The sequence below is a fragment of the Kribbella sp. NPDC003557 genome (genome assembly GCF_040610805.1).
In the GTDB taxonomy this organism is placed as follows: Bacteria; Actinomycetota; Actinomycetes; order Propionibacteriales; family Kribbellaceae; genus Kribbella.
Window position 1 is genome coordinate 1 of sequence record NZ_JBEXMY010000008.1, and the last position, 23414, is coordinate 23414.

At 70.0% G+C, this 23414-nt stretch carries 20 protein-coding genes; 13 read left to right on the top strand and 7 right to left on the bottom strand.

Going from position 1 to position 23414, the window contains the following annotated elements; genetic code table 11:
* From ABZW60_RS31545 to ABZW60_RS31580, 8 genes are all read left to right on the top strand, one after another.
* Window positions 1-624: SDR family oxidoreductase (locus tag ABZW60_RS31545; RefSeq protein ID WP_355483021.1), on the top strand; the 624-nt coding region annotated here is incomplete at its 5' end.
* Window positions 621-1808 carry a CoA transferase gene (locus tag ABZW60_RS31550; RefSeq protein ID WP_355483023.1) on the top strand — a complete coding sequence of 396 codons (1188 nt, stop codon included), beginning with the start codon at window positions 621-623 and terminating at the stop codon, window positions 1806-1808. The genes ABZW60_RS31545 and ABZW60_RS31550, both read left to right, overlap by 4 nt.
* On the top strand, window positions 1805-2878 hold the full coding sequence (locus tag ABZW60_RS31555) for an extracellular solute-binding protein (RefSeq protein ID WP_355483025.1): 1074 nt from the start codon (window positions 1805-1807) through the stop codon (window positions 2876-2878). The genes ABZW60_RS31550 and ABZW60_RS31555 overlap by 4 nt, the downstream gene beginning before the upstream one ends.
* Window positions 2871-3644, top strand: coding sequence for an enoyl-CoA hydratase/isomerase family protein (locus tag ABZW60_RS31560; RefSeq protein ID WP_355483027.1), 774 nt, complete (start codon window positions 2871-2873; stop codon window positions 3642-3644). The genes ABZW60_RS31555 and ABZW60_RS31560 overlap by 8 nt, the downstream gene beginning before the upstream one ends.
* 3 nt (window positions 3645-3647) lie before the next feature.
* On the top strand, window positions 3648-4586 hold the full coding sequence (locus ABZW60_RS31565) for an MBL fold metallo-hydrolase (protein WP_355483028.1): 939 nt from the start codon (window positions 3648-3650) through the stop codon (window positions 4584-4586).
* A 280-nt stretch (window positions 4587-4866) separates the two neighbouring features.
* Window positions 4867-5730 (top strand): ABC transporter permease subunit, encoded by an 864-nt coding sequence (locus tag ABZW60_RS31570; RefSeq protein ID WP_355483030.1) that lies wholly within the window; start codon window positions 4867-4869, stop codon window positions 5728-5730.
* Window positions 5727-6623 carry a carbohydrate ABC transporter permease gene (locus tag ABZW60_RS31575; RefSeq protein ID WP_355483032.1) on the top strand — a complete coding sequence of 299 codons (897 nt, stop codon included), beginning with the start codon at window positions 5727-5729 and terminating at the stop codon, window positions 6621-6623. Before ABZW60_RS31570 ends, ABZW60_RS31575 begins: the two co-directional genes overlap by 4 nt.
* Window positions 6620-8230, top strand: coding sequence for a hypothetical protein (locus ABZW60_RS31580; RefSeq protein WP_355483034.1), 1611 nt, complete (start codon window positions 6620-6622; stop codon window positions 8228-8230). The genes ABZW60_RS31575 and ABZW60_RS31580 overlap by 4 nt, the downstream gene beginning before the upstream one ends.
* A 74-nt stretch (window positions 8231-8304) precedes the next feature.
* Here ABZW60_RS31580 and ABZW60_RS31585 read toward each other — a convergent pair whose 3' ends face one another.
* Window positions 8305-9543 carry an SGNH/GDSL hydrolase family protein gene (locus ABZW60_RS31585; RefSeq protein WP_355483035.1) on the bottom strand — a complete coding sequence of 413 codons (1239 nt, stop codon included), beginning with the start codon at window positions 9541-9543 and terminating at the stop codon, window positions 8305-8307.
* A gap of 166 nt (window positions 9544-9709) precedes the next feature.
* On the opposite strand from ABZW60_RS31585, the gene ABZW60_RS31590 reads away from it, so the two are divergent.
* Window positions 9710-12211 (top strand): DUF3516 domain-containing protein, encoded by a 2502-nt coding sequence (locus ABZW60_RS31590; RefSeq protein ID WP_355483037.1) that lies wholly within the window; start codon window positions 9710-9712, stop codon window positions 12209-12211.
* Here ABZW60_RS31590 and fabV read toward each other — a convergent pair.
* A complete protein-coding gene (gene fabV / locus ABZW60_RS31595) occupies window positions 12198-13370 on the bottom strand; it encodes an enoyl-[acyl-carrier-protein] reductase FabV (protein ID WP_355483039.1) in 1173 nt (390 codons plus the stop codon). The genes ABZW60_RS31590 and fabV overlap by 14 nt on opposite strands.
* A gap of 13 nt (window positions 13371-13383) precedes the next feature.
* Complete coding sequence (murA, locus tag ABZW60_RS31600) at window positions 13384-14670, bottom strand: UDP-N-acetylglucosamine 1-carboxyvinyltransferase (RefSeq protein ID WP_355483041.1); 1287 nt, start codon at window positions 14668-14670, stop codon at window positions 13384-13386.
* Window positions 14671-14719: 49 nt separating this feature from the next.
* On the opposite strand from murA, the gene ABZW60_RS31605 reads away from it, so the two are divergent.
* The gene (locus tag ABZW60_RS31605; RefSeq protein WP_355483043.1) at window positions 14720-15301 is read left to right on the top strand and encodes a cob(I)yrinic acid a,c-diamide adenosyltransferase; all 582 of its coding nucleotides are present in this window, start codon (window positions 14720-14722) and stop codon (window positions 15299-15301) included.
* Here the strand turns inward: ABZW60_RS31605 and sppA are convergent.
* Genes sppA through ABZW60_RS31625 form a run of 4 tightly spaced genes read right to left on the bottom strand, consistent with a single transcriptional unit; the run spans window position 15298 to window position 18946 of the window.
* Window positions 15298-16950 carry a signal peptide peptidase SppA gene (sppA, locus tag ABZW60_RS31610; protein WP_355483045.1) on the bottom strand — a complete coding sequence of 551 codons (1653 nt, stop codon included), beginning with the start codon at window positions 16948-16950 and terminating at the stop codon, window positions 15298-15300. The two genes, ABZW60_RS31605 and sppA, sit on opposite strands and share 4 nt — an antisense overlap.
* 31 nt (window positions 16951-16981) lie before the next feature.
* Window positions 16982-17956: a CU044_5270 family protein gene (locus ABZW60_RS31615; protein ID WP_355483047.1), complete on the bottom strand. Its 975-nt coding sequence runs from the start codon at window positions 17954-17956 to the stop codon at window positions 16982-16984.
* On the bottom strand, window positions 17953-18570 hold the full coding sequence (locus tag ABZW60_RS31620) for an RNA polymerase sigma factor (RefSeq protein ID WP_355483049.1): 618 nt from the start codon (window positions 18568-18570) through the stop codon (window positions 17953-17955). The genes ABZW60_RS31615 and ABZW60_RS31620 overlap by 4 nt, the downstream gene beginning before the upstream one ends.
* A gap of 43 nt (window positions 18571-18613) precedes the next feature.
* Window positions 18614-18946 (bottom strand): hypothetical protein, encoded by a 333-nt coding sequence (locus ABZW60_RS31625; protein ID WP_355483051.1) that lies wholly within the window; start codon window positions 18944-18946, stop codon window positions 18614-18616.
* A gap of 130 nt (window positions 18947-19076) precedes the next feature.
* Here ABZW60_RS31625 and ABZW60_RS31630 point away from each other — a divergent pair, with 130 nt between their 5' ends.
* The 3 genes from ABZW60_RS31630 to ABZW60_RS31640 all read left to right on the top strand — a co-directional run bounded on the left by ABZW60_RS31630 (window position 19077) and on the right by ABZW60_RS31640 (window position 23335).
* Window positions 19077-19400 (top strand): STAS domain-containing protein, encoded by a 324-nt coding sequence (locus ABZW60_RS31630; protein ID WP_355483053.1) that lies wholly within the window; start codon window positions 19077-19079, stop codon window positions 19398-19400.
* Window positions 19401-19475: 75 nt separating this feature from the next.
* The gene (locus ABZW60_RS31635) at window positions 19476-21455 is read left to right on the top strand and encodes a protein meaA (protein WP_355483055.1); all 1980 of its coding nucleotides are present in this window, start codon (window positions 19476-19478) and stop codon (window positions 21453-21455) included.
* Window positions 21456-21538: 83 nt separating this feature from the next.
* Window positions 21539-23335: a hypothetical protein gene (locus ABZW60_RS31640; protein ID WP_355483057.1), complete on the top strand. Its 1797-nt coding sequence runs from the start codon at window positions 21539-21541 to the stop codon at window positions 23333-23335.
* Window positions 23336-23414: the final 79 nt, after the last annotated feature.

A 23414-nucleotide genomic window follows, 5' to 3' on the forward strand; every position in this document is an offset into this window, starting at 1 on the left:
GCGCCGACGCCGGAGGCGTCGGCGCGGCGGGTGGTTGCGCGGGCGTTCGAGCTTGATGTGACGGATCTCGAGCGGACTGTGGAGGTGGTCTCGGGGCTCGAGCGAGTTGATGTGTTGGTGAGTGCTGCTGGTGTGGATGTCTGCGACACCGTGCCCAACACGTCACCGGACGAGTGGCGGGCGATTCTGGACGTCGACCTGACCGGGGTCTACAACTCGTGCCGGGCCGTGCTGCCGCGGTTCGTCGCGCAGGGCGGTGGGGCGATCGTGACGATCTCGTCCGCGATCGGCACGGTCGGCGAGCGGAACAGGTCGGCGTACTGCGCGGCGAAGGCCGGCGTCGAGAACCTGACCCGCGCGATGGCCCTCGACCACGGCCCGGCCGGCGTCCGCGCGAACTGCGTGGCGCCCGGCCTCATCGACACCCCGCTGATCCGCAACGGGAAGGTCGGCGGTGAGGACGACCCGGGCGCGATGCAGGCCATGGTCGAGCGGCACCACGCGCTCGGCCGGATCGGGCAGCCGTCGGAAGTGGCCGCCGCGATCGCGTTCCTGGCCAGCGACGACGCGTCGTTCATCACCGGCGCGGTCCTGCCGGTCGACGCGGGATGGACGGCGCAATGAACATCCTGGGCGGTTACCGCGTCCTCGACGTGTCGGTGGCGATGGCCGGTCCGCTGGCGGCGATGCGGCTCGGCGACCTCGGCGCGGACGTGGTCAAGGTCGAGCCGGTGACCGGCGAATGGCAGCGGCACACGTCCGCGGGCGGCGCCGCCGGCAACGAGGTCAACGCGTCGTTCCTCTCGCTGAACCGCAACAAGCGCAGCCTCGCCGTCGACCTCAAGTCCGACGAGGGCCGCGAGCTCCTGTACGAGCTGGTACGCACCGCGGATGTGTTCCTGCAGAACTACCGGCCCGGCGTCGCCGCCCGCCTCGGCGTCGACTACGACACGCTGCGCGCACTGAAGCCCTCACTGGTCTACGTCTCCATCTCCGGGTACGGCGAGAGCGGTCCGTACGCCGAGTGGCCCGGACAGGACCTGCTGGTGCAGGCGATGAGTGGTGCGCTGTTCAGCGCCGGCCGCCCGGACGAGCCACCCGTTGCCGCGCCGTACTTCCTGGCCGACGCGGTCACGGCGTACAGCGCGTTCGAAGGCGTACTGGCCGCGCTGCTGCACCGGGAGCGGACAGGGGAGGGTCAGCTCGTCCAGGTGAATATGCTGGACGCGGTGATCGCCCTGCAGATGCAGGAGCTGTCGGTGCACACCGTCGGCGGCGTGCCGCAGACGCGCTCCGAGGAGGTGCACGCGCACAGCTACATCCGTGCGCCGTACGGGATCTTCACCACGGCCGACGGATACATCTCACTGGCCTTCGCGAACCTCCCGGTGCTGGCCGAGGTGTTGGACGCACCACAGCTGGCCGGGCTGGACGCAGAGCGCGACGGGTTCGCCCGTCGCGACGAGATCGCGGCCGCAGTGTCAGCGGCGCTGCGACGGGAGTCGACCGAGCACTGGATGCTCAAGCTGCGTGAGCGTGGCGTGTGGTGCGGCCCGGTTCTGTCGTACGACGACCTGCGCACGGATCCCCAGGTGCTGCACAACGAGTCGTTCGTGACGTACGAGCACCCGACCGAGGGGACCGTGACGACACCGGGGTTCCCGTACCGCTTCAGCCGGACACCTGCCGAAGTACACCGGGCGGCTCCGCTGGTTGGTGAGCACACTGAGGAGCTGTTGGCTGAGCTCGGTGTCTCGCCGGCGCGGCGGCAGGCGCTGCTGGATTCGGGTGCGGTGGTCGCGCCGTGACCGTGGCGTTGCGCGGTCTGACCTGGGACCATCCGCGGGGCTATCGGCCGCTGGAGGTCTTCTCGCACCCTGACGTCGTGGTGGAGTGGGACCGGCAGCCGTTGTCCGGTTTCGAGTCGACGCCGTTGGTGGAACTCGCGGATCGCTATGACCTCCTGGTGATCGACCACCCCGGCCTGGGCGCCGCAATCGAGGCGGGTGCGGTACTGCCCGTCGAGGACGTCTTCGCGCCCGACGACCTGGCTCTGTGGGAGTCGCGTGCCGTCCCGCCCACCTGGTCCAGCTATCAGCTGGAAGGGCATGGGTGGGCGCTCCCGCTGGACGCGGCTACGCAGACGTGTGTCTACCGGGCCGACCGACTGCCTACGCCACCAAAGAGTTGGTCAGACGTCCTGCAGCTGTCTGAGCCTGTGGTGCTGTGCGTCGCAGGTCCACACGCCGGGCTGATGTTGCTGGGGCTCGCGGGAGATCGCGCAGGGGAGACCCTGCTCGACCGGCAGCGCGCGGTCGCGGCGTTGGAGTTGCTGCGTGCTGTGTGGAGGCGGAGCGATCAGACGGCGGCTGGGCTTGATCCGATCGGGGTCCATGAGTTGCTTGTGGCCGGGGAGGCGGACTGTTGCCCGCTCGTCTACAGCTACGCGTACTACGGGCAGACACTGAGCTGGTCCGCTGCGCCTCGGCTGTTCGATGCAGACGGGCCGGGGAACGGCACGCTGGGTGGTACGGGGCTGGCGGTTACGCCTCGGGCTTACTCGAAGGTGCTGGCTGTGACCAAGTACGTGCGCGGGCTGCTCGACGTGAAAACGCAAGTCGAGTTGGCGGCCGTGGGAGGGCAGTCGGCGACCGCCGCGGTGTGGGAGTCGCCTGACGTGGACCAGGCGTGGAACGGGCACTACTCGGCCACGCTCGAGACCGTGCGCGCGTCGTACGTCCGGCCGCGGTTCGACGGCTGGATCGGGTTCCAGGACGAGCTGGCCGAGCGGGTGCGGGAGCTGCTCGGCAACGACGACGACCTCGGCGCCGCGGTCGACCGGATCGAGGACGACTTCAAGAAGGTGCGCCATGGATGACGGCCGGATCCGCTTCGACCAGGACGGGTACGTCGGTGTGCTCACGCTCGACCGGCCCGCGAAGCTGAACGCGGCCACCCGGTCGATGAGCGCCGAGCTGCTCGAACTCATCCCGCGCATCGACGAGGACCCGTCGATCCGCGCGGTCGTGGTGACCGGCGCGGGTGAGCGCGCCTTCTCGGTCGGCAGCGACATCGGCGAGCTCGACCGGTACGACGGCCCGTGGCACTTCCGGAACCGGCGCGACTACTGCGACGCGCTGCGCTCGCTGCGGACGCCGGTGATCGCGGCGGTCAACGGGTACGCGTACGGCGGCGGGCTGGAGCTGGCGCTGTCGTGCGACATCCGGCTGGCCTCGTCGACCGCGAGCTTCGCGGCGGCCGAGATCAAGCTCGGCTGGATCGGCGGCGGGGGAGTGACGGCGCTGCTCGCGGCTTCGGTGCCGGCCGGCGACGCGGCGACGCTGCTGCTCACCGGCGATCCGATCGACGCCGTCGAGGCGCTGCGGATCGGGCTGGTCAGCAAGCTCCTGGCCCCGGACGACCTGTTGCCGGCAGCAACCGAGCTGGCGCACCGGATCGCCGCCCGCCCGCCGGTCGCGGCCGCCGCGGCCAAGGCGAACCTGCGGGCCGCTTGGTCGATGGGCCTGGAAGCCGCCATCCAGTACGAGCGCGAGTTGCAGGCGGTTGCCCTCGGCACCCAGGACGCCGCCGAAGGACGAGCGGCGTTCGCGGAACGCCGGACCGGAACCTTCGAAGGACGGTGAACCATGCCCGCTGAGATCGCACCGGGAATCCACCGGCTGGCGACCGACTACCCGCACGTGTGCGGCCTGCCGCTGTGGCTGCACGTCATCGACGCCGGCTCCGAGCTGGTGCTGCTGGACGCGGGGATCGCGTCGACCCCCGAGTCGACGACGGCGCCCGAGCTCGCCGGTATCGGCCTCGGGTTGTCCGACCTCACGCTGGTCGTCAACAGCCACGCGCACCCCGATCACATGGGCGGCAACGCTGTACTGCGTAAACACAGCGGGGCCCGGTTCGCGGCCCCCGCGCTGGAGGCAGCGTGGCTGGAGGACAACGAGCGGTTGCTGACCGAGCTGTGGGGCGCGGACCCGGACGCGCTGGACCTCTCGGAGGCCGAGCGGACCGAACTGCTCGACATGCTGGACGAACGGGTCCGCATCGACGTCCTGCTGCGCGACGGCGATCTTCTGCCCGGTGAGCGCCCGTTGCAGGTGATCACGACCAGCGGCCACAGTCCGGGGCACATCGCCGTACTCGACGAGACGTCGCGGACCCTGTTCACCTTCGACGACGTGCAGGGACGCGGCCGCCCGTACCTCGACAGCTCGGTCTGGCTCGCGCCGCTCTACACCGACGTCACGCGCTACACGAGTGGGTTGAGCCGGCTCCTCGAGCTCGACTTCGACGCCCTGGTGCCGTCGCACGGCGACGCGCTGGACGCGGCCGCCGGCCGGAAGCTGATCGAGGAGAGCCTCGAATGGGTCGCCGGCGTCGACGAGCTCACCGCCCGGCTGCTTCGCACGCGCGGTTCGCTGACTGTCCGTGACCTCGCGGAAGCCATCGGTACCGAGCTCGGGGCGTACGGCGGTCTCAACCTGCAGACCGTGCGGATGGCCCGCGCGCACCTCGAACACCTGGCCCGCCGCGGCGGCGCCGAGACCCGCTGGCACCACCGCACCTGACCGGTTTCCGCAAGACACTCCGACCGAAGCTGCGTGGCTCCCCAAGACACGACACAGTCGAACAAAGGAGAACGGAAAGCGTTCTCCAAGGTGGGGGGCTACGACCTGGGAGTGTCGCGTGGCTCAAACAGAACGAATCCCCAGCCGACCGACCACGGCCGGAGAACCGACAGGCTCCGGACCACCGGGCGCCGTTACGGACAGTAGATCCCCGGGGCGTCCGGCGGGGAAGCCGCTGACCTGGTGGGCGCGGGCCCGCCGGGACAAGATCCTGTTGCTGATGGCCCTGCCCGGGCTGGCGCTGCTGCTGGTGTTCCACTACCTGCCGCTGCTCGGGAACCTGATCGCGTTCCAGGAGTACCTGCCGTTCGTGCCGCTCGGCCGCAGCGCGTGGGTCGGGTGGGACAACTTCGCGGTGATCTTCAACGGCGACGCGGAGTTCCTCAACGCACTCAAGAACACGCTGCTGATCACGGTCGTCCAGGTGATCTTCGTGTTCCCGGCGCCGATCGCGCTGGCGCTGCTGCTGAACAGCCTGCTGTCCGAGCGGATCAAACGCGTCGTGCAGTCCGTGCTGTACCTGCCGCACTTCCTGTCCTGGGTGATCGTGATCGCGATCTTCCAGCAGATCCTCGGCGGCAGCGGGCTGATCAACAACTTCCTCCGCGAGCACGGGATGGGCACGATCGACTTCCTCGGCAACCCGGACGGCTTCATCGCGCTGCTCACCAGTCAGGTGATCTGGAAGGACACCGGGTGGGGGACGATCCTGTTCCTGGCCGCGCTCACGCAGATCGATCCGGGGCTGTACGAGGCGGCCCGCGTCGACGGCGCCTCGCGCTGGCGGCAGTTGTGGCACGTCACGGTGCCCGGGATCCGCGGCCTGATCATCCTGCTGCTGATCCTGCGGCTCGGTGACTCGCTGACCGTCGGTTTCGAGCAGATCATCCTGCAGCAGAACCTGGTCGGACGACCGGCGAGCGAGGTGCTCGACACCTACGTCTACAACAACGGTGTACTGGCCGGCCAATGGGGCGTCTCCGCCGCGGTCGGACTGGTGAAGGGCCTGGTCGGCGTCGCCCTGGTGATCGGCGCCAACAAGATCGCCCATATCTTCGGCGAAGCGGGGGTGTACAAGAAATGAGCACGCTGCAGAAGGGCATCGACGAAGGTCCCGGTACCGCGTCGCGGGCGGTGAAGGCCGTCGTACTGCTGGTGTGTTGTGCGGTCGTCATCATCCCGTTCATCGGCGTGATCTCGACCAGCATCGCCAGCCAGGAACACGTCACGAACTCCGGCGGTTTCGTGCTCTGGCCGGACGGGCTCAACCTGGACGCGTACGAGTCGATCTTCAACGGCGGCGTCGTCCAGCGGGCGTTGCTGGTCAGCATGGTGATCGCGACCGGCGGCACGCTGATCAGCCTGGCCGGGTCGACGATGCTGGCCTACGCACTCAGCCGGCCGGGGTCGTTCGGGCAGCGGCCGATCTTGCTGATCGTGCTGTTCAGCCTGCTGTTCAGCCCGGGCCTGATCCCGAACTACCTGGTGGTGAAGGAGTTCGGCCTGCTCGACTCGCTGCTGGCGCTGATCCTGCCGACGGCGATCAGTGGCTTCAACGTGATCGTGCTGCGCTCGTTCTTCATGGGCATCCCGGACTCGGTCCTCGACTCGGCCCGAATCGACGGCGCCGGCGACTTCCGGATCTTCTGGTCGATCGTGCTCCCGCTGTCCCGCGCGGTGCTCGCGGTCGTCGGGCTGTTCTACGCGGTCGGCTACTGGAACGCGTTCTTCAACGCGATGCTCTACATCAACGACACCGCGAAATGGCCGTTGCAGCTGGTCCTGCGGACGTACGTCATCAACAACACCGAGCTGAGCAGCGGTGACCTCGGCGGCGCGGCGGCCGACCAGTTGCCGCCGCAGGAGTCGATCCAGATGGCGATCCTGGTGGTGTCGCTGGTGCCGATCCTGATCGTGTACCCGTTCCTGCAGCGGCACTTCGCCAAGGGCATGCTGACCGGGGCGGTGAAGGGATGACGCTCAGCAGAAGGACGCTCCTCGGCGGATCGCTGGCCGCCGCGGCGGTCGGCATGACCGGCTGCTCGACCGTGACCCGGTCGACCGACATCGCGGCGCTGAACAAGCCGGTCGCGCTGCCGACGTACCGACGCTTCGACGGCCCCAAGCCGGACCTGCCACGCAGCCATCCGCTGATGCCGGACTGCTTCTACCGGTTCCCGGCGAACCCGACGAAGGCGACCAGCGGTACGCCGGGGGACGGGACCGACGTGGTCGGCTCGACCCTGACGTCGAACCCGATCCCGCCGACGGCCGACCGCAATCCGTACTGGCAGGAGCTGAACCGTCGGCTCGGGTCGCCGCTGGAGCTCACCATCACGGCGGCGACCGACTATCCGAACAAGTTCGCCACGGCGGTGGCCGGTGACACGCTGGGCGACCTGTTCAACGTGGACGGCGGGTTCGCGTACCTGCCGCAGTTCCTGGAGGCGCGGGCGCAGGACCTGACCGAGTACCTGTCCGGGGACGCGATCCTCGAGTACCCCTTCCTGGCGAACGCGCCGCAGGCGTCGTGGCGGGGCTGCGTGTTCTCCGGCGGGATCCGGGCGGTGCCGATCCAGCGCGGCGTGATGTCGTCGAACACGCTGCTGGTGCGGCAGGACCTGCTGGACCAGCTCGGGGTCGAGATCGGCTCGCCGACCGTCGACGAGCTGGTGAAGGTGGCCAAGGCGGTCACCGACGGCAAGAAGAACCGGTGGGGTTTCGCCGTACCGCCGACCGCGACGGTCAGTGCGATGCTCGGCCTGCCGAACGGGTGGGAGGTGCGCGACGGGAAGCTCGTGCACAGCCGGGAACTGCCGGAGCACAAGGAACTGCTCGCGATCACCCGGCAGATGGTGAAGGACGGCCTGATCCATCCGGACGGGGTCGCGAAGAACAACCAGAAGGTCTGGTTCACGCAGGGGTCGGCGGTGATGACACAGGACACGTACTCGTCGATCCAGAGCTTCTACCGGCGCGCGACGAACAAGAACTTCAGCATCACGATCCCGGTGCCGCGCGCCGACGACGGCAAGGTCGGGCGGGTCCTGCTCGGGTCGCCGAACAACTCGATCGCGGCGATCCGGCCGAGCTCACCGGAGCGGACGAAGGCGCTGCTGCGGATCCTGAACTGGTTCGCGGCGCCGTTCGGGACAGAGGAGTACCTGTTCCGGAAGTTCGGGTTGCCCGGGCGGCACTACACACTGAACGGCACCGACCCGCAGCTGACCAAGGACGGCGGGAGCGAGGTGTGCCTGGGTGAATTCCCGGTCCAGTACCTGGCCGACGGCCCGTACCCCGCGTACTTCCCCGGCCACCCCGAGGCGGTCGACACGGCGTACAACCACCTCAAAGCCGTCCTCCCGACAGCGATCCTGCCGCCGGCGTACGGCCTCTACTCACCCACCCAATCCACCAAGGGCAAGGTCCTCGACACCCGAATGGACGCCCTGACCAAGGACATCCAACTAGGCCGAGCAGACCTCTCCGCCTGGGACGAAGCCGTCACCAACTACCGAAAATCCGGAGCCGACGCCATCCGAGACGAACTGGAACAGGCCCTGGCCATCAAGGGCGACAAGTAGGTCCGTGCGCACCCGCCGGGGTCTGTGAACAAGCAATAGCCTGTTCACAGACCCCACCGGTTGTCGTAGCCCTGCTAGTTGCAGCGCAGCGCGTCGAGGTTCGGCGCCTCGCCCATGGCTTGGTTGCCGGCGTTGTTGGGGTGTAGGCCGTCTCCGCCGTCGTAGGGGGCGGCCAGGCGGGTGGGGTCGGCGGGGTCGCGGGTGGCGGCGTCGAAGTCGGCGACGGCGTCGAACTCGCCGCTGGTGCGGATGAAGGTGTTGACCGCCTGGCGGATCGCCTCCTTCTCCGGTGTGTACACGAACGAGCTGCCCATCGGCGTCAGCGTCCCGCCGACGATGCAGCGCCCGGACGCGTGCACCCGCGTGATCAGCTGCCGGTAGCCGGCGATCAGCTGTTCCGTCGTCGCCCCGGCGTAGATGTCGTTGATCCCCTCCAGCACCAGCACCGTCCGCACGCCGGGCTTGGTCAGCACGTCCTTGTCCAACCGGGCCAGCGCGCTCGCCCCGGCACTGCCCGCCTTCGCGACCCCGCCGAGCACCCGGTTCCCCGAGACGCCCTCGTTCGAGATCGCCAGCCGCCGCGGTTCCGGCAGCTGCGCGTACCGGGCGGCGAGGATGTCGGGCCACCGCTGGTCGGTGTCGATCGTCGTACCGACCGACGACGTGATCGAGTCGCCGAGCGTCGCGACGGTCTCCACCGGCTGCGACGCCTCGACGATCGCGGCGTTCAGGAAGAACCAGGCCGAGGACTCCGTCTGGTACGCCGTCGCGGACTCGTCGGCCGCGTGATCGCCGGACGTCGACTTGTAGCTGTGCTGCATCGCCCGGTTGTGCGCGGTGATCACGCCCGTCGTCCCGACCACGTGCAGGCTGACCGTCAGCTTGGTCAGCGCCGGCACCGCGCCCGGCAGCGGATCGCTGATCGCCATCGCACCGGGCGGGATCGTCACCGTCGTACTGCCGCCGAACGTCAGCCGCCGGCTGGACCCCGGCACCACGCTCGCGCCGCTGTCCTGCCGCCCGACGTACACCGAGTCCGACACCAGCGGCTGGTCCCCGTTCGCGTTGGAGATCCGGATCCGTAGGTCCTTCCCGCCGACGGATGTCCGCAGCACGTTCCGCACCGTCATGTCGCTCAACGTCCCGCCGGCGATGTCGTCGGCCGCACCCCAGGTCGTGACCAGCGCGCCGCGTCCACCCCCTTCGGTCGTCGCCTGGTCGCCGGGTGCGGCCGCCACCAGACCCGCCGCACCCACCGCCGTCACCAGCACACTCGCGCCCACCCGGCGCCATGAGGTAAATGTCATGCCCATCAAGTCACCCCTGAATAGAAATGCTTGCAATCGTTTGCACTGATTCTGTCGCCGAGCGGTCGGCAAACCGAGCCGAACGGTCGGTGGACGGCACCCGACGGACCGGTCCGGGGGCACCCGACCCGGGCGCACCGGCGGATTGCTCGGCCAGGGACAATGGGTGGCGATGACGCTGACTGAGAACGTTCCGGGGACGACCGAGCCCGACGACCTGTTCGACGCCTTCCAGGGATGGGTGACGGAGCAGGGGATCTCGTTGTACCCGGCGCAGGAAGAGGCGTTGATCGAGGTGATGACGGGGTCGAACGTGATCCTGTCGACGCCGACCGGGTCCGGGAAGAGTCTGGTGGCGACCGGTGCGCACTTCGCCGCGCTGGCGAACGGGCAGCGGACGTTCTACACCGCGCCGATCAAGGCGCTGGTGTCGGAGAAGTTCTTCGCGTTGTGTGACGTGTTCGGGGCGGACAAGGTCGGCATGCTGACCGGTGACGCCGCGGTCAACGCGGGCGCCCCGATCATCTGTTGCACGGCGGAGGTCCTGGCGAACATCGCGCTGCGCGAGGGCGCGGACGCGGACGTCGGCCAGGTGGTGATGGACGAGTTCCACTTCTACTCCGAGCCGGATCGCGGCTGGGCCTGGCAGGTGCCGCTGCTCGAGCTGCCGAAGGCGCAGTTCATCCTGATGTCCGCGACCCTCGGCGACGTCGAGCGGTTCAAGATCGACCTGTCCCGCCGGACCGCTCGCCCGACGGCGATCGTCGCGTCCGGCGAGCGCCCGGTCCCGCTGATCTACAAGTACGTCACCACCGCCCTGCACGAGACGCTCGAAGAGCTGCTCACCACCCACCAGGCCCCGGTGTATGTCGTGCACTTCACCCAGGCGGCCGCTCTCGAACGTGCCCAGGCGCTGATGAGCATCAACGTCTCCTCGAAGGAGGAGAAGGAGAAGATCAACGAGCTGATCGGGAACTTCCGGTTCAGCAAGGGTTTCGGCCGGACGCTGCAGCGGCTGGTGAAGCACGGCATCGGCGTGCACCACGCCGGCATGCTCCCGAAGTACCGCCGGCTCGTCGAGCAGCTCGCGCAGGCGGGGCTGCTGAAGGTCATCTGCGGCACCGACACTCTCGGCGTCGGCATCAACGTCCCGATCCGCACGGTCGTCCTCACCGCGCTCAGCAAGTACGACGGCCGCCGCCAGCGGATCCTGAAGGCGCGCGAGTTCCATCAGATCGCGGGCCGCGCCGGCCGCGCCGGGTACGACACGTCCGGCACCGTCGTCGTGCAGGCGCCGGACCACGTCGTGGAGAACGTCAAGGCTCTCGCGAAGGCCGGTGACGATCCGAAGAAGCAGCGCAAGGTGCAGCGGAAGAAGCCGCCGGAAGGTTTCGTCACCTGGGGCGAGGACACCTTCGACCGGCTGGTCGCGGCCGAGCCCGAGGCGCTCCGGTCGCGAATGCGGGTCAGCCACGCGATGCTGCTCAACGTCATCGCCCGCGACGGCAACGCGTTCGAGAGCATGCGGCGGCTGCTGCGCGACAACCACGAGGACAGCAAGGCGCAGGTCCGGCTGATCCGCCGCGCGATCCAGATCTACCGCACGCTCGTCACCGCGGGCGTGGTGGAGCGCCTCGACGAGCCGGACGAGAACGGCCGCCTCCTGCGGCTGACCGTCGACCTGCAGAAGGACTTCAGCCTCAACCAGCCGCTGTCCACCTTCGCCCTGGCGGCGCTGGACCTGCTCGACCCGGCCGACCCGTCGTACGCGCTGGACGTGGTCTCGATCATCGAGGCCACGCTGGAGGACCCGCGCGCGGTGCTCTGGGCGCAGGAGCACCACGCCCGGGGCGAGGCGGTCAACGCGATGAAGGCCGAGGGCATCGAGTACGAGGAGCGGATGGAGCTGCTCGAGGACGTCAGCTGGCCGAAGCCGCTCGCGGAGTTGCTCGAGGCAACGTTCGAGATGTACCGGCAGACGCATCCGTGGATCGCGGACACCGGGCTGTCGCCGAAGGCCGTGGTCCGGGACATGTTCGAGCGCGCGATGACGTTCGGCGAGTTCATCGGGTACTACGGTCTGGCTCGCTCCGAGGGCATCGTCCTGCGCTATCTCAGCGACGCCTACAAGGCGCTGCGGCAGACCGTGCCGCCGGACAAGGTGAACGAGGACCTGGAAGACCTGATCGAGTGGCTCGGCGAGGTGGTCCGCCAGACCGACTCCAGCCTGCTCGACGAGTGGGAGGAGCTGACCAACCCCACCGAGGAGGAGGCCGCCGAGCCGACACCGGCCGGCCCGCGCCGGATCACCTTGAACACCAGGGCGTTCCGGGTCCTGGTCCGCAACGCGATGTTCCGTCGCGTCGAGCTACTCGCCCTGCACCGCTGGGCCGAGCTCGGCCAGCTCGACAGCGAGGCCGGCTGGGACGCGGGCCGCTGGGCCGAGGCCGGTACGGCGTACTACGCCGAGCACGAGGTCGTCGGGACGGGCCCGGCCGCCCGCGGCCCGGCGCTGTTCATGGTCGAGGAGCACCCGGGCTATTGGGAGGTCCAGCAGATCATCGACGACCCGGAAGGCAACCACGACTGGCGCATCACCGCGAGCGTCGACCTGGCCGCCTCCGACGAGGCCGGCGAACTCGTCCTCGAACTGGCGTCGTTCAAGCCGTTGTAGGCCACTCCACGTCGACCTCGGTCTCGGCGTCGTAGTCGACACTCGCGACGTCGAAGCCGTACAGGCGGCGGACCTCGGCGAGGAACCACGCGGCGTCGGCGACCTCGGCGATGTTGGACGGGGTGGCCGACTCCCACTGGGTGCGGACGGCGGACTGGACGTCGTCGTTGAGTTCCCAGCGGTCGAGGCGGATGCGGCCCTCGTCGTCCAGGTCGAGCGGGGCCTCGCCGGTGAGCTGGTCCCACAGCGCGATCGACTGCTCGACCGGGGTCTGCAGGCCGGTCACCTTGTGCAGCAGGCTGACGTACAGGCCGATGCCGGGGATCGCGGACGACGCCTGGGTGACGGCGGCGCCGTTCACGGAGGTCATCGCCGTCACGCCGTCCGCGGCGAGCTTCAGCGCGGTCTGCTCCAGGTCCGCCTTGGCCGCGCCGATCGAGCCCTGGCGGTAGAGCGGCCCGGTCAGCTCGGAGCCGATGTAGGTGAGGGCGACGGTGTTGAAGCCGGGCTTGAGCAGGTCGCGGTCCCGCAGCGCGGTGATCCAGCGGGTCCAGTCCTCGCCGCCCATCACCTTCACGGTCTGCGCGATCTCGTCGTCGGTCGCGACCTCGATCCCGACCTCCTGCAGCACCGGCGCACCGTCGTCGAACGCGAGGCTCTTGGTGGTGTGCTCGGCGCCGATCGCCTTCAGCACGGACTGGTAGGTCTCGCCGGTGCGCGGGTCGGTACGCCGCGGCGCCGCGACGCTGTAGACCAGGTGATCGATCCCGCCGAGCTTCGCGGCGATCAGGTCGAGGACCTCGTCCTTGGTGGTGTCCGCGAACGCGTCGGCGTTCACGAACGTCCACGAGCGACCGAGCTCGGCGGCCAGCGCGGCGGTCTCGGCGGTCCGGTACCAGCCGGCGGTCGCCGTACGGCGGGCCGTGGCGGCCTTCTCGAAGCAGATGCCGATGCCGTCGATCCCGTACCGCGCGAGGCCGGCGATCGTGGTCGCGAGCCCGTACCCCGAGCTGGACCCGATCACGAGCGCCGTACGCCGCTCCGCAGGACGCTGCTCGACCTCCGCCGCCATGTCCCGCACGACCTGGGCACACCCGGCCGGGTGCGAGTCGAGAAACAGGAAACCCCGCCCAACCGGCTTCACCACGCGCTCAGTCATGCGGAGGAGCTTATTAGCTCCAGTACATCTCTGCGTCGTCAGGCTCGACGACGACGTCGGCGCCGAGGCGGCGGAGGTTGCCGGCGAAGTCGGTGTAGCCGCGGTGCACGTGGTGGGCGGCCGAGACGAGGGTCTCGCCCTCTGCGGCGAGGCCGGCCAGCACCAGCGCGGCCCCGGCGCGGATGTCCGAGGCGACCACGGGCGCGCCGGACAGCCGCGGCACGCCGCGGACCACGGCATGATGCCCGTCGGTCTGGATCTGGGCGCCCAGCCGGGTCAGCTCCTGCGCGAACGTGAACCGGCCCTCGAACAGGTTCTCGGTGACCATCGCGGCGCCGTCGCTGATCGCGTTCAGCGCGATCACGAACGCCTGCAGGTCGGTGGCGAAGCCGGGGTAGGGGAGCGTGACCACGTCCACCGGCTTCGGCCGGTCGTGCATCCGGACCCGGAAGCCGGGGTTCAGCACGGTGATCTCCGCGCCGGCCCGGTGCAGCTTGTCCAGCGGCAGCTCCAGGTGCTCGGCGTGCCCGTTGGCGATCGTCACGTCACCCTTGGTGATCGCGGCCGCGAACGCCCAGCTGCCGGACACGATCCGGTCCGGGACCACCACGTGCTCGACCGGGTTCAGCAGCCCGTCCACGCCGGTGATCTCGATCCGCGGCGAGCCGGCGCCGTCGATCTGCGCGCCCATCCCGACCAGCATCGCCGCGATGTCCTGGATCTCCGGCTCGCGGGCGGCGTTCTCGATGATCGTGGTCCCGCGGGCGAGCACCGCGGCCATCATGATCGTCTCGGTGGCGCCGACGCTCGGGAAGTCCAGCCAGACCTCGGCGCCGTGCAGGCCCTGCGGTGCCTCGGCGATCACGAAACCGTGCTCGATGTGCACCTTCGCGCCCATCGACTCCAGGCCGGCGACGTGCATGTTGAGGCCGCGGGAGCCGATGTTGTCGCCGCCCGGCAGCGCGACCTCCGCCTGGCCGCAGCGGGCCAGCAGCGGGCCGAGCACCGAGATCGACGCGCGCAGCTTGCGGACCAGGTCGTAGTCGCACTGGTGACCGATCGTGCCCGGTACGGCGATGGTGGCGAGCCGTTGCTCCGCGTCCACCGTCACCTCGCAACCGAGAGTGTCCAGCAGTTGCGCCATGAACGTGACGTCGAGAATGCCCGGCACCTGCCGCAGCGTCGTCGTACCTTCCGCCAGCAGTGCCGCCGCCATCAGCTTGAGCACACTGTTCTTCGCCCCGGCCACCTCGACAGCGCCCTCGAGCCGTGCCTCACCCGCGATCCGAAACCGTTCCACCGGTCGACTGTAGCGTTTGCCGGTCCGCGGCTTTGCGTAGAGTCCTGGCATGGCTGTGAACTTGACGCGGATCTACACCCGCACCGGTGACGCCGGCGAGACCCGTCTCGGCGACAACTCCACCACGTCGAAGACGGACCCGCGACTGGCGGCGTACGGCGAGGTCGACGAGGCGAATTCCGCGATCGGGGTGGCCATCGCGGCCGGGCACCTGAACAGCGCGATCGTCGTGCTGCTGACCCGGATCCAGAACGACCTGTTCGACGTCGGCGCGGACCTGTGCAACCCGGTCACGACCAACCCGGAGTATCCGCCGCTGCGGATCACCCAGGACTACGTCGACCGGCTGGAGAGCTGGTGCGACGACTACAACGGCCGGCTGACCAAGCTCCGCTCGTTCATCCTGCCCGGCGGCACCGAGGGCGCCGCGTACCTGAACGTCGCCCGCGCGGTCGTCCGCCGTGCCGAGCGGGCCGGCTGGGCCGCCGTCGAGACGCACGGCCCGTCGGTCAACCTACTCGCGATCACGTACCTGAACCGGCTGTCCGACCTGCTTTTCATCCTCGGCCGGGTCGCCAACCTGTCCTCCGGCGGCGACGTCCTCTGGGTCCCGGGCGGTGAGCGGGACTAGCTGATCTCCCAGCTGAACGGCATCCGGAGTACGCCGGCGGGCGGCAGGCCGAGAGCGGTGTAGAGACCGGCGGTCAGGCCGTCGAGCGTCAGCGGCGCCGCGCTGACTGCCAGATCGTCGGTCGTCGTCGGGGCCTTCAGCTGACTCAGCAGGTTGCGATGCGGGACCGAGGTCACGCCGATCTCCTCGCGGTCCAGACCGGCGCGGTTGCAGGCGAGTGTCAACGCGTGCTGGAAGCCGCCGAGCTCGTCGATGAGCTTGTGGCTGTGCGCGTCCGCACCGGTCCAGACCCGTCCGCGCGCCAGCGACTCCAGCCGCTCCTCGGGCAGGCCGCGGTCCTGGGCCGCCTTGGCGACGAAGTCCTTGTAGATCCGGTCGAGTGTCTCCTCCAGGCGCGCCCACTGCTCGTCGGTGAACTCCTCCTGCGCGGAGTACATCTCGGCGTTCGCCCCTTCGGACACCGCCTCCCGCGAGATGCCGATCCGTCCGAGTGCGTCGCGGACGACGCCCTTGCCGGTCAGGACCCCGATCGACCCGGTGATCGTGCCGGGCTGGGCCACGATCACGTCGGCCGGCATCGCGACGAAGTACCCGCCGGACGCGGCCACGCCGCCCATCGAGGCGATCACAGGGCGCCCGGTCGAGCGCAACCGCAGTACCTCGTTGCGGATCGCGTCCGACGCGACGTACGAACCGCCCGGGCTGTCCACGCGCAGCACGACGGCCTTCACACGCTCGTTGTCCGCCACGGCGCGCAGTGCGGCGCCGACGGTGTCGGAGCCGGAGCCGGGACCACCGAACGGGCTGTTCGAGTTGCGGCCGACCGAGATGCCGCCTGTCACGCGGACCACTGCCACCAGCGGCTTCTGCGGCCAGGGGAGCGCCTTGCGCACGTCTTCGAGGGTCCGCGGACCACGCCGGATGTACCGCTCGGCCAGCAGCCTGTCGTCGTACTGGAGCGTCTTCTCGAGCTCGTCATAGACATCCGAGCGGTAGCCGAGCCGGTCGACCAGTCCGGCATCCAGACCGGCCTGCGCGTCCAGGGGCGCGCTGTCGACGAGCTCCCGGACCCGTGCGGTGTCCAGACGCCGCCGGACGGCGATGCCCTCGACGATCTGCTCGTACGCCGACTCCGCGAGCCGCGACGCCATCTCGCGGGCCGGCGGGGTCATCTCCCGCTCGGTGAACGTGTCGGCAGCGGTCTTGTACTCACGCCGCTTGCCGAACTGCGGGATCACGCCCGCCTTGTCGAGCGCACCGCGGACGAAGACGGCCTGCACGGAGACACCGGTGACGGCAAGGTCGCCGGACGGCTGCACCCAGATCTCGTCGAAGGCTGTCGCCAGGTAGTACGGCACGGTGCCCTGGCCGGTCTCGCCGAACGACTCGGTCCAGGCGACGGCCGGCTTCCCCGACGTACGGAAGTCCGCCACCGCCTCACGCAGCTCCTGCACCTGCGCGAGCGACAACCGGTGCCCACCGAGGTGTGCGACCACCCCGACCACACTGTCGTCACGCGCCCCCTTCCGCAGCGCGCCCACCAGCTCGCGCAGTGTCGGCAGGTGCCGCGCGCGGAACGCGGCCACCGGGGAAGCGGGCGGCGTCTCGAGCACACCGCGGGTCAGATCCAGCTCAAGCAGAGTCCCCATACCCCGACCCTAGACCCCCGGCAAAGGCCGGCTACCGCACAGCGGTGGAAGGTGGGGTCGGCTCGTCGTCGGTCCAGCCGGACTCGAGGACGACGGTGGAGCCCGTCTTCGGCCCGCGGATCGTGGAGCTGAGCAGGCGCCCGGTGGCCGGGTCGATGATGTACGTCGCGCCGCTCCAGAACAGGCTGGTCCGCGTAGCACTCGGCTTGACGGCCGCGATGCTGACCTCGGTGCCGACGCGGCCGATCGGGTCCTTGATGCCGGTGCGGATCCGGGTCCCCGGCAGACCGGCGAGCACCCGCAGGGCCGCGCCGCGGAGCTTGGGCGGTGACGGCATCTCGAACAGCAGCCGCCCGGCGGCGGCGAACACGGCGTAGTCCCGGTCGGCGCCGGACAGGTCCTGCCCGGTCGTCCTGGTGAGCACCTGGGCGAGCAGTGCGGGGTCGGTCGGCAGCGCGGCGATCTGCTTGGCGCTCAACGGCTTCTCGCCCAGGAAGTAGCCGGGCGGCACGTCGCGGAACGACATCTTGTTCACCACCGGCTCGGTCTTCCGGGCCAGATCCACCCAGCCGAACCACGAGGCGACGCCCGGCTTCATCGGCATCCAGCTCTCGGTGATCGACCGCCGCGCGTACTTCCCGGTCGTCACCTGCAGGCTCCGCACCCGGAAGTACGTCCCGGACACCTTCTCGTCCTTCTCCTGCCGTACGGCGACCGCGATCAGCACCTCGGCCGCGGTGGCGAGCTTTGGCGCGGTCGTGGTCGTCGGCCCGCTCGGTACGTTCCCGTCGTCGCCACGCCCGACCAGCAGTGCCCCGCCCAGCCCCGCCACGGCCACCAACGCGGTGGTTGCCGTGATCGCAGTCCCGAGCCAGCCGGTCCGGACCATGGACACGCGCGGCTTGTGCATCAGCTCCTGCAACTGGCGGCGCGCGTCCTGCGCCGCCTCGGGAGTCGGCGGCTCCTGCTCCGGAAAGGCCTTCCGCAGTACGTCGAACTCGTTCACGACGCGTCCTCCGAAGGGTTCGTGACGGCTGCCCGTACCGCCCGGCGTGCACGGGACAGTCGCGAACACACTGTGCCGTACGCGATGCCCAGCGCGGCCGCGACCTCGTCGTACGTCAGCTGTCCGAGGGCGACCAGCAGCAACACCTCCCGGTCCTTCGCGTTCAGCTTCGCCAGCGCGGCGGCCAGCTCGCGGGACGCGCCCTGGGCCGTCACCTGCGCGGTCACCCGGTCCTCGTGTGCTGCCGCCGGTACGGGTGCCGGCAGCTTCGCCGCGGCGCGCCACGCCCGGACCTCGTCGCGCCGGTGCCGGCGGATGAGATTGGTCGCGATCCCGTACAGCCAGGCCCGGACCGCCCCGCTGCGCCGGTCGAACCGCTCCCGCTGCCGGAACGCGATCAGGAACGTCTCGGCCGCCAGGTCGTCGGCGACGTCGGTCCCCAGCCGGCGGGCGACGTAGGAGTGCACCTGGCCGAAGTACCGGTCGAAGATCACCGCGAACCGCTCCGGCTCGCGGACCGACGCCTCCAGCGCCCGGGCGTCGTCGGTGACGGGGACGGCATCGCGCCACGGTGGATTCTGGTACGGAAACGCGACCCCAGCTTCGGACGTCATGGTGGAGTGACGCCTGAGATCGCTCTCAGGTGGACACGCTGTCTCAGGGAGCGTCGAGGAGACCGCGGGCGGCGGCCTCGTCCTGCGGCCAGACGTACACCGTCCAGCCGTCGGTGGTGCGGGCCGCGGTCGCCTTGATGCCGAAGGTCCGCAGCCGGCTGACCAGCACGCGGGCCTCGTTGTAGTTCGCCACGGTGCGGATGTCGACGAGCAGGCCGAACGCGTCCCGCTCGGCCGGGCGGTGGTCGACGCGACGCACCAGCGACCCGCCCTTCGCCTTCGAGAACGCCCAGCGGCAGAGCAGGACCATCACACCGGCCAACGCGATGGCCACGACCGGGAAGAGGAAGTACTGCTCGGCGAACACGGACACCATTGTCGCGCGAAACAAAAGATCGCGAGGTCTTGGCAACCTTCCGTGTCTCCGGGGAGTCTTTACGAACACAAGCGCTGTCACGCGGCCGATGGACACCTCGGGGGCCGCCGGAAGAGCGGAGGGCACGGACATGCTCGCACCGACCCACAGCAAGCAGGACAACGTCGTACACCTGACCGGCATCCTGGACGTGCGCTCGGTGGGCGACGTCCGTCAAACTCTCAACGACCTGATCGACACCTCCGACGGCGACGTGATCGTCGACCTGGAGGAGGTCGACGCGGTCGACGCGACCGGCCTCGGACTGCTGGTCGCGACCCATCGCCGCACCCAGTCGCTCGGCCGGCAACTGGTCCTCTGGCACCCGATGCCGTCGGTGGTGCGCATCCTCGCGGTCACCCGCCTGCACCGCGTCCTCAACGTCGAGCGGACACCCCTGCCGATCAGCGCCTGAATGTGACCCACACCCCTGGTGACGCCAGTCACGAGGAGCGGACTCACAAGGGCACAGAGTCCTACTCTCGGGTACATGGCGACCGACAAGGATCGACCCTGGGTGATGCGGACGTACGCGGGCCACTCGTCCGCGGCGGAGTCCAACGCGCTGTTCCGCCGGAACCTCGCGAAGGGCCAGACCGGACTGTCGGTCGCGTTCGACCTGCCCACCCAGACCGGGTACGACGCGGACCACCCGCTCGCGAAGGGTGAGGTCGGCAAGGTCGGCGTACCGGTCGCGCACCTCGGCGACGTCCGGGCGTTGTTCGACCGGATCCCGCTGGCGCAGATGAACACGTCGATGACCATCAACGCGACCGCGATGTGGCTGCTCGCGCTCTACCAGGTGGCCGCGCAGGAGCAGGGCGCGTCGCCGGCCGAGCTGACCGGCACCACGCAGAACGACATCGTCAAGGAGTATCTGTCCCGCGGCACGTACGCGTTCCCGCCGGACGCCTCGCTGCGGCTGACCACCGACCTGATCGCCTACACGGTCGCGGACATGCCGAAGTGGAACCCGATCAACATCTGCAGCTACCACCTGCAGGAGGCCGGCGCGACGCCGGTGCAGGAGCTCGCGTTCGCGCTGTCCACCGCGATCGCCGTCCTCGACCGGGTCCGCGACGGCGGGCAGGTGCCGCCGGAGCGGTTCGGGGACGTGGTGCAGCGGATCTCGTTCTTCGTGAACGCCGGGGTGCGGTTCATCGAGGAGACGTGCAAGATGCGCGCCTTCGTCGAGCTGTGGGACTCGTTGACCTCACAGCGGTACGGCGTCACGGACCCGAAGGCGCGCCGGCTGCGCTACGGCGTCCAGGTGAACTCGCTCGGGCTGACCGAGGCGCAGCCGGAGAACAACGTGCAGCGGATCGTGCTCGAGATGCTCGGCGTGACGCTGTCGAAGAACGCGCGGGCCCGGGCCGTCCAGCTGCCGGCGTGGAACGAGGCGCTCGGGTTGCCGCGCCCGTGGGACCAGCAGTGGTCTTTGCGGATGCAGCAGGTGCTGGCCTACGAGTCCGACCTGCTCGAGTACGACGACATCTTCGACGGCTCGCACGTCATCGAGGCGAAGGTGTCCGAGCTGGTCGACGGGGCGCGCGAGGAGATCGACCGGGTCCAGGCGATGGGCGGCGCGGTCGCGGCCGTCGAGAGCGGGTACCTGAAGCAGGCGCTGGTCGCGTCGCACGCCGAGCGGCGGCAGCGGATCGAGTCCGGTGAGCAGGTCGTCGTCGGCGTGAACAAGTTCGAGAACACCGAGCCGTCCCCGCTGACCGCCGACCTGGACACCGCGATCCAGACAGTGGACCCCGCGGCCGAGGCAGCAGCGCTGGAGTCGCTGCGCACATGGCGCGCCGAACGGGACGCGACCGCCGTCGAGGCTGCTCTGTCGAAGCTGCGCGCGGCGGCCAAGACGACCGACAACCTGATGCCCGTCACGCTGGAGTGCGCTCGCGCCGGGGTGACGACCGGGGAGTGGGCCGGTGTGCTGCGCGAGATGTACGGCGAGTACCGGGCACCGACCGGGGTCAGCGGATCGGTCGGCGTGTCCGGTGGTGGCGCCGAGATCGCCGCTGTCCGGCAGAAGGTGGCCGGGACCTCCACGGAGCTCGGCGGCCGGCTCCGGCTGCTGGTCGGTAAGCCCGGTTTGGACGGCCACTCGAACGGCGCCGAGCAGGTCGCGGTCCGGGCCCGCGACGTCGGCTTCGAGGTCATCTACCAAGGCATCCGCCTCACCCCGGAGCAGATCGTCGCCGCCGCGGTCGCCGAGGACGTGCACTGCGTCGGCCTGTCGATCCTGTCCGGCTCCCATATGGAGCTGGTCCCGCAGGTCGTCGAGGGTCTGCGCGAGGCGGGCCTCGAGGACGTCCCGGTCGTGGTCGGCGGCATCGTCCCCGATGCCGACGCCAAGGCGCTGCGCGCCGCCGGAGTGGCCGCGGTCTACACGCCGAAGGACTACGACCTCACCGGCATGATGGCCGACGTCGTCGACGTGATCCGACACGCCAACAAGCTGTAGGAACTCCGCAGTTCCGTAACGCCACCGATGACTACTCGTTGTGAGTGGGTCCGAGCGATACGGGGCTGACAGGAAGATGCGCCATGCGCCGTGGTCACGCGGAGAATCTGGTCGGTGAGCTGTACGACGAGCTGGTCTACGTCGCTTTCCAGGCCACGCCTGTCCGGCTGGGCCGGCACCGGCGGGTGCTGGTCGCGCACGCCGTCGTCCAGCGGTTGCCGCGCCAGGTCGAGCGAGCTGTTGCCCAGGTCCCGCCGGCGGAGCTGTTCGGCCTCGTCGTCAAGGCGGCGCTGAGCGCGGGCGACGCCCGGCAACGGGTGCGCATCCGCGGCCTGCGGTTCTTCCCGATGACGGACGCGCCCGAGCCCCTCCAACTGGAGGAGGCGCTGCACCGCGAGCCGCCGGAGGTGCGGGTGGCCTGGGCGCTGCGACAGCGCGCCGGGCTCGACGACGACGCCGTACGGCGGATCCTGGCCGCGGCCGGTGTCGCCGACACGACCGCCGTCCTGTCGGCCGCCGGTCACGTCGCGTTGCCGCCGGAGCAGCTCTTCGACCCGTGTGCGGTCAAGCTGGCGCCGGAGTGGAACCGGTCGCGATCGCGGCTCGTGCTCGCGCTGCCGCTGATACTGATCGCGGGCTGTCTCGTCGCGTGGGGTGTGTCGCACGATCCGGCCGAGGTCACGTCGAGCCGCCCCACCGGGTCGAGTGTCGAGTCGCAGACGGTCACCGCCGGTTTCAGAGCCGCCCCGGCGAATCTGTGGCGGAGCACGTCGAAGCTCGACTTCGCCGCGTGGTCGCCGCGCGGGGAGCTTGCCGGCGACACCCAGATCCAGAGCCGTGTCTGGCAGTTCTGGCAGCAGGGCAAGCAGGTGACCACGGCACCGGGGACGTCACCAGTGGCTCCGGCCGAGCCGCCCGCCCTGCTGTACGCGGGTCGCGTGGCCGGCGCCGTCGTGGTGCTTGTGTACGACGGGACGCGGGTCGGACGCTACACGGAGGTCGGCGGAGCGCAGAGCCTGCGCCTGGACCGGGTGGACTCCGCGGACCTGATGACCTCGGCCGCGATCGCCGTCAGCCGGACCCCGCAGGGAACGCGGTACGTCCTGGCGCCGTGGATCGCAGCCGCCGCGGTGCGCGATCTCGCCGTACCCGCCGGCACCTCGCGTCCGCTGGAGGTCGCGGGTGGCTTGACGGCCGCGGTCCCGGGTGGCGGCGCCGGGTGCCGCAGCCGTTTCGTGCTCGAGTTGCGCAGCTCGCCCGCCGTCGCCGAGAAGCACGCGTTCGTGCTGGCCGATCTCGGCAACCTGGTTCCGGCGCACCTGACCTACATGCCGCTGCCCGCCGACGGCACCGCACGGTCACCGCGAGAGGTGCTGAGCACCGAGGCGCGGATCTCGTGGGCGCTGCACGCCTGCACACTCGACGGCTGGCACGACGCGGGCACGCGGCTGATCAACAACTGGGCGTTCGCCGAGCAGAAGCTGCCGACCGGCGGGACGGCGCGGTGGTCGTGTCTGCGCGTCGACGCCTGGTCCGGTCAGGGGCTGGCGACGGTGCGCCTCGAACCGCCGTCCGGCCCGGCCGTTCCGGTGGGCACCTCCGTCGGCACCAGCGCCTGCAGCCGCTTCTCCCAGAACATCGCCGCCGCGACCGTATGGCGGGCTCCGACCCGGCAGAGCTACGTCCTGGCCGCCGGCAGCCGCCACGTCACCGGCCTGGTGCTCCGGACGAACCGTGGCCGCCAGGCGGTCACCTCACCCGTCGCCGTCCCGCTCGTACGCGGTACGACCGTCACCGGACTGCAGGCCCGGCTCGCCAACGGCAAGACCTTCGAGGGCATGACCGGTCCGGCGACCGGACGCGCAGGCGGGAGCCGCTGACGAAGCTGCTGACGGAGCTGTTGACGGAGCTGTTGACCGAGCTGCTGGCGGAGCTGCCGATCGGAGCCCGAGAACACCT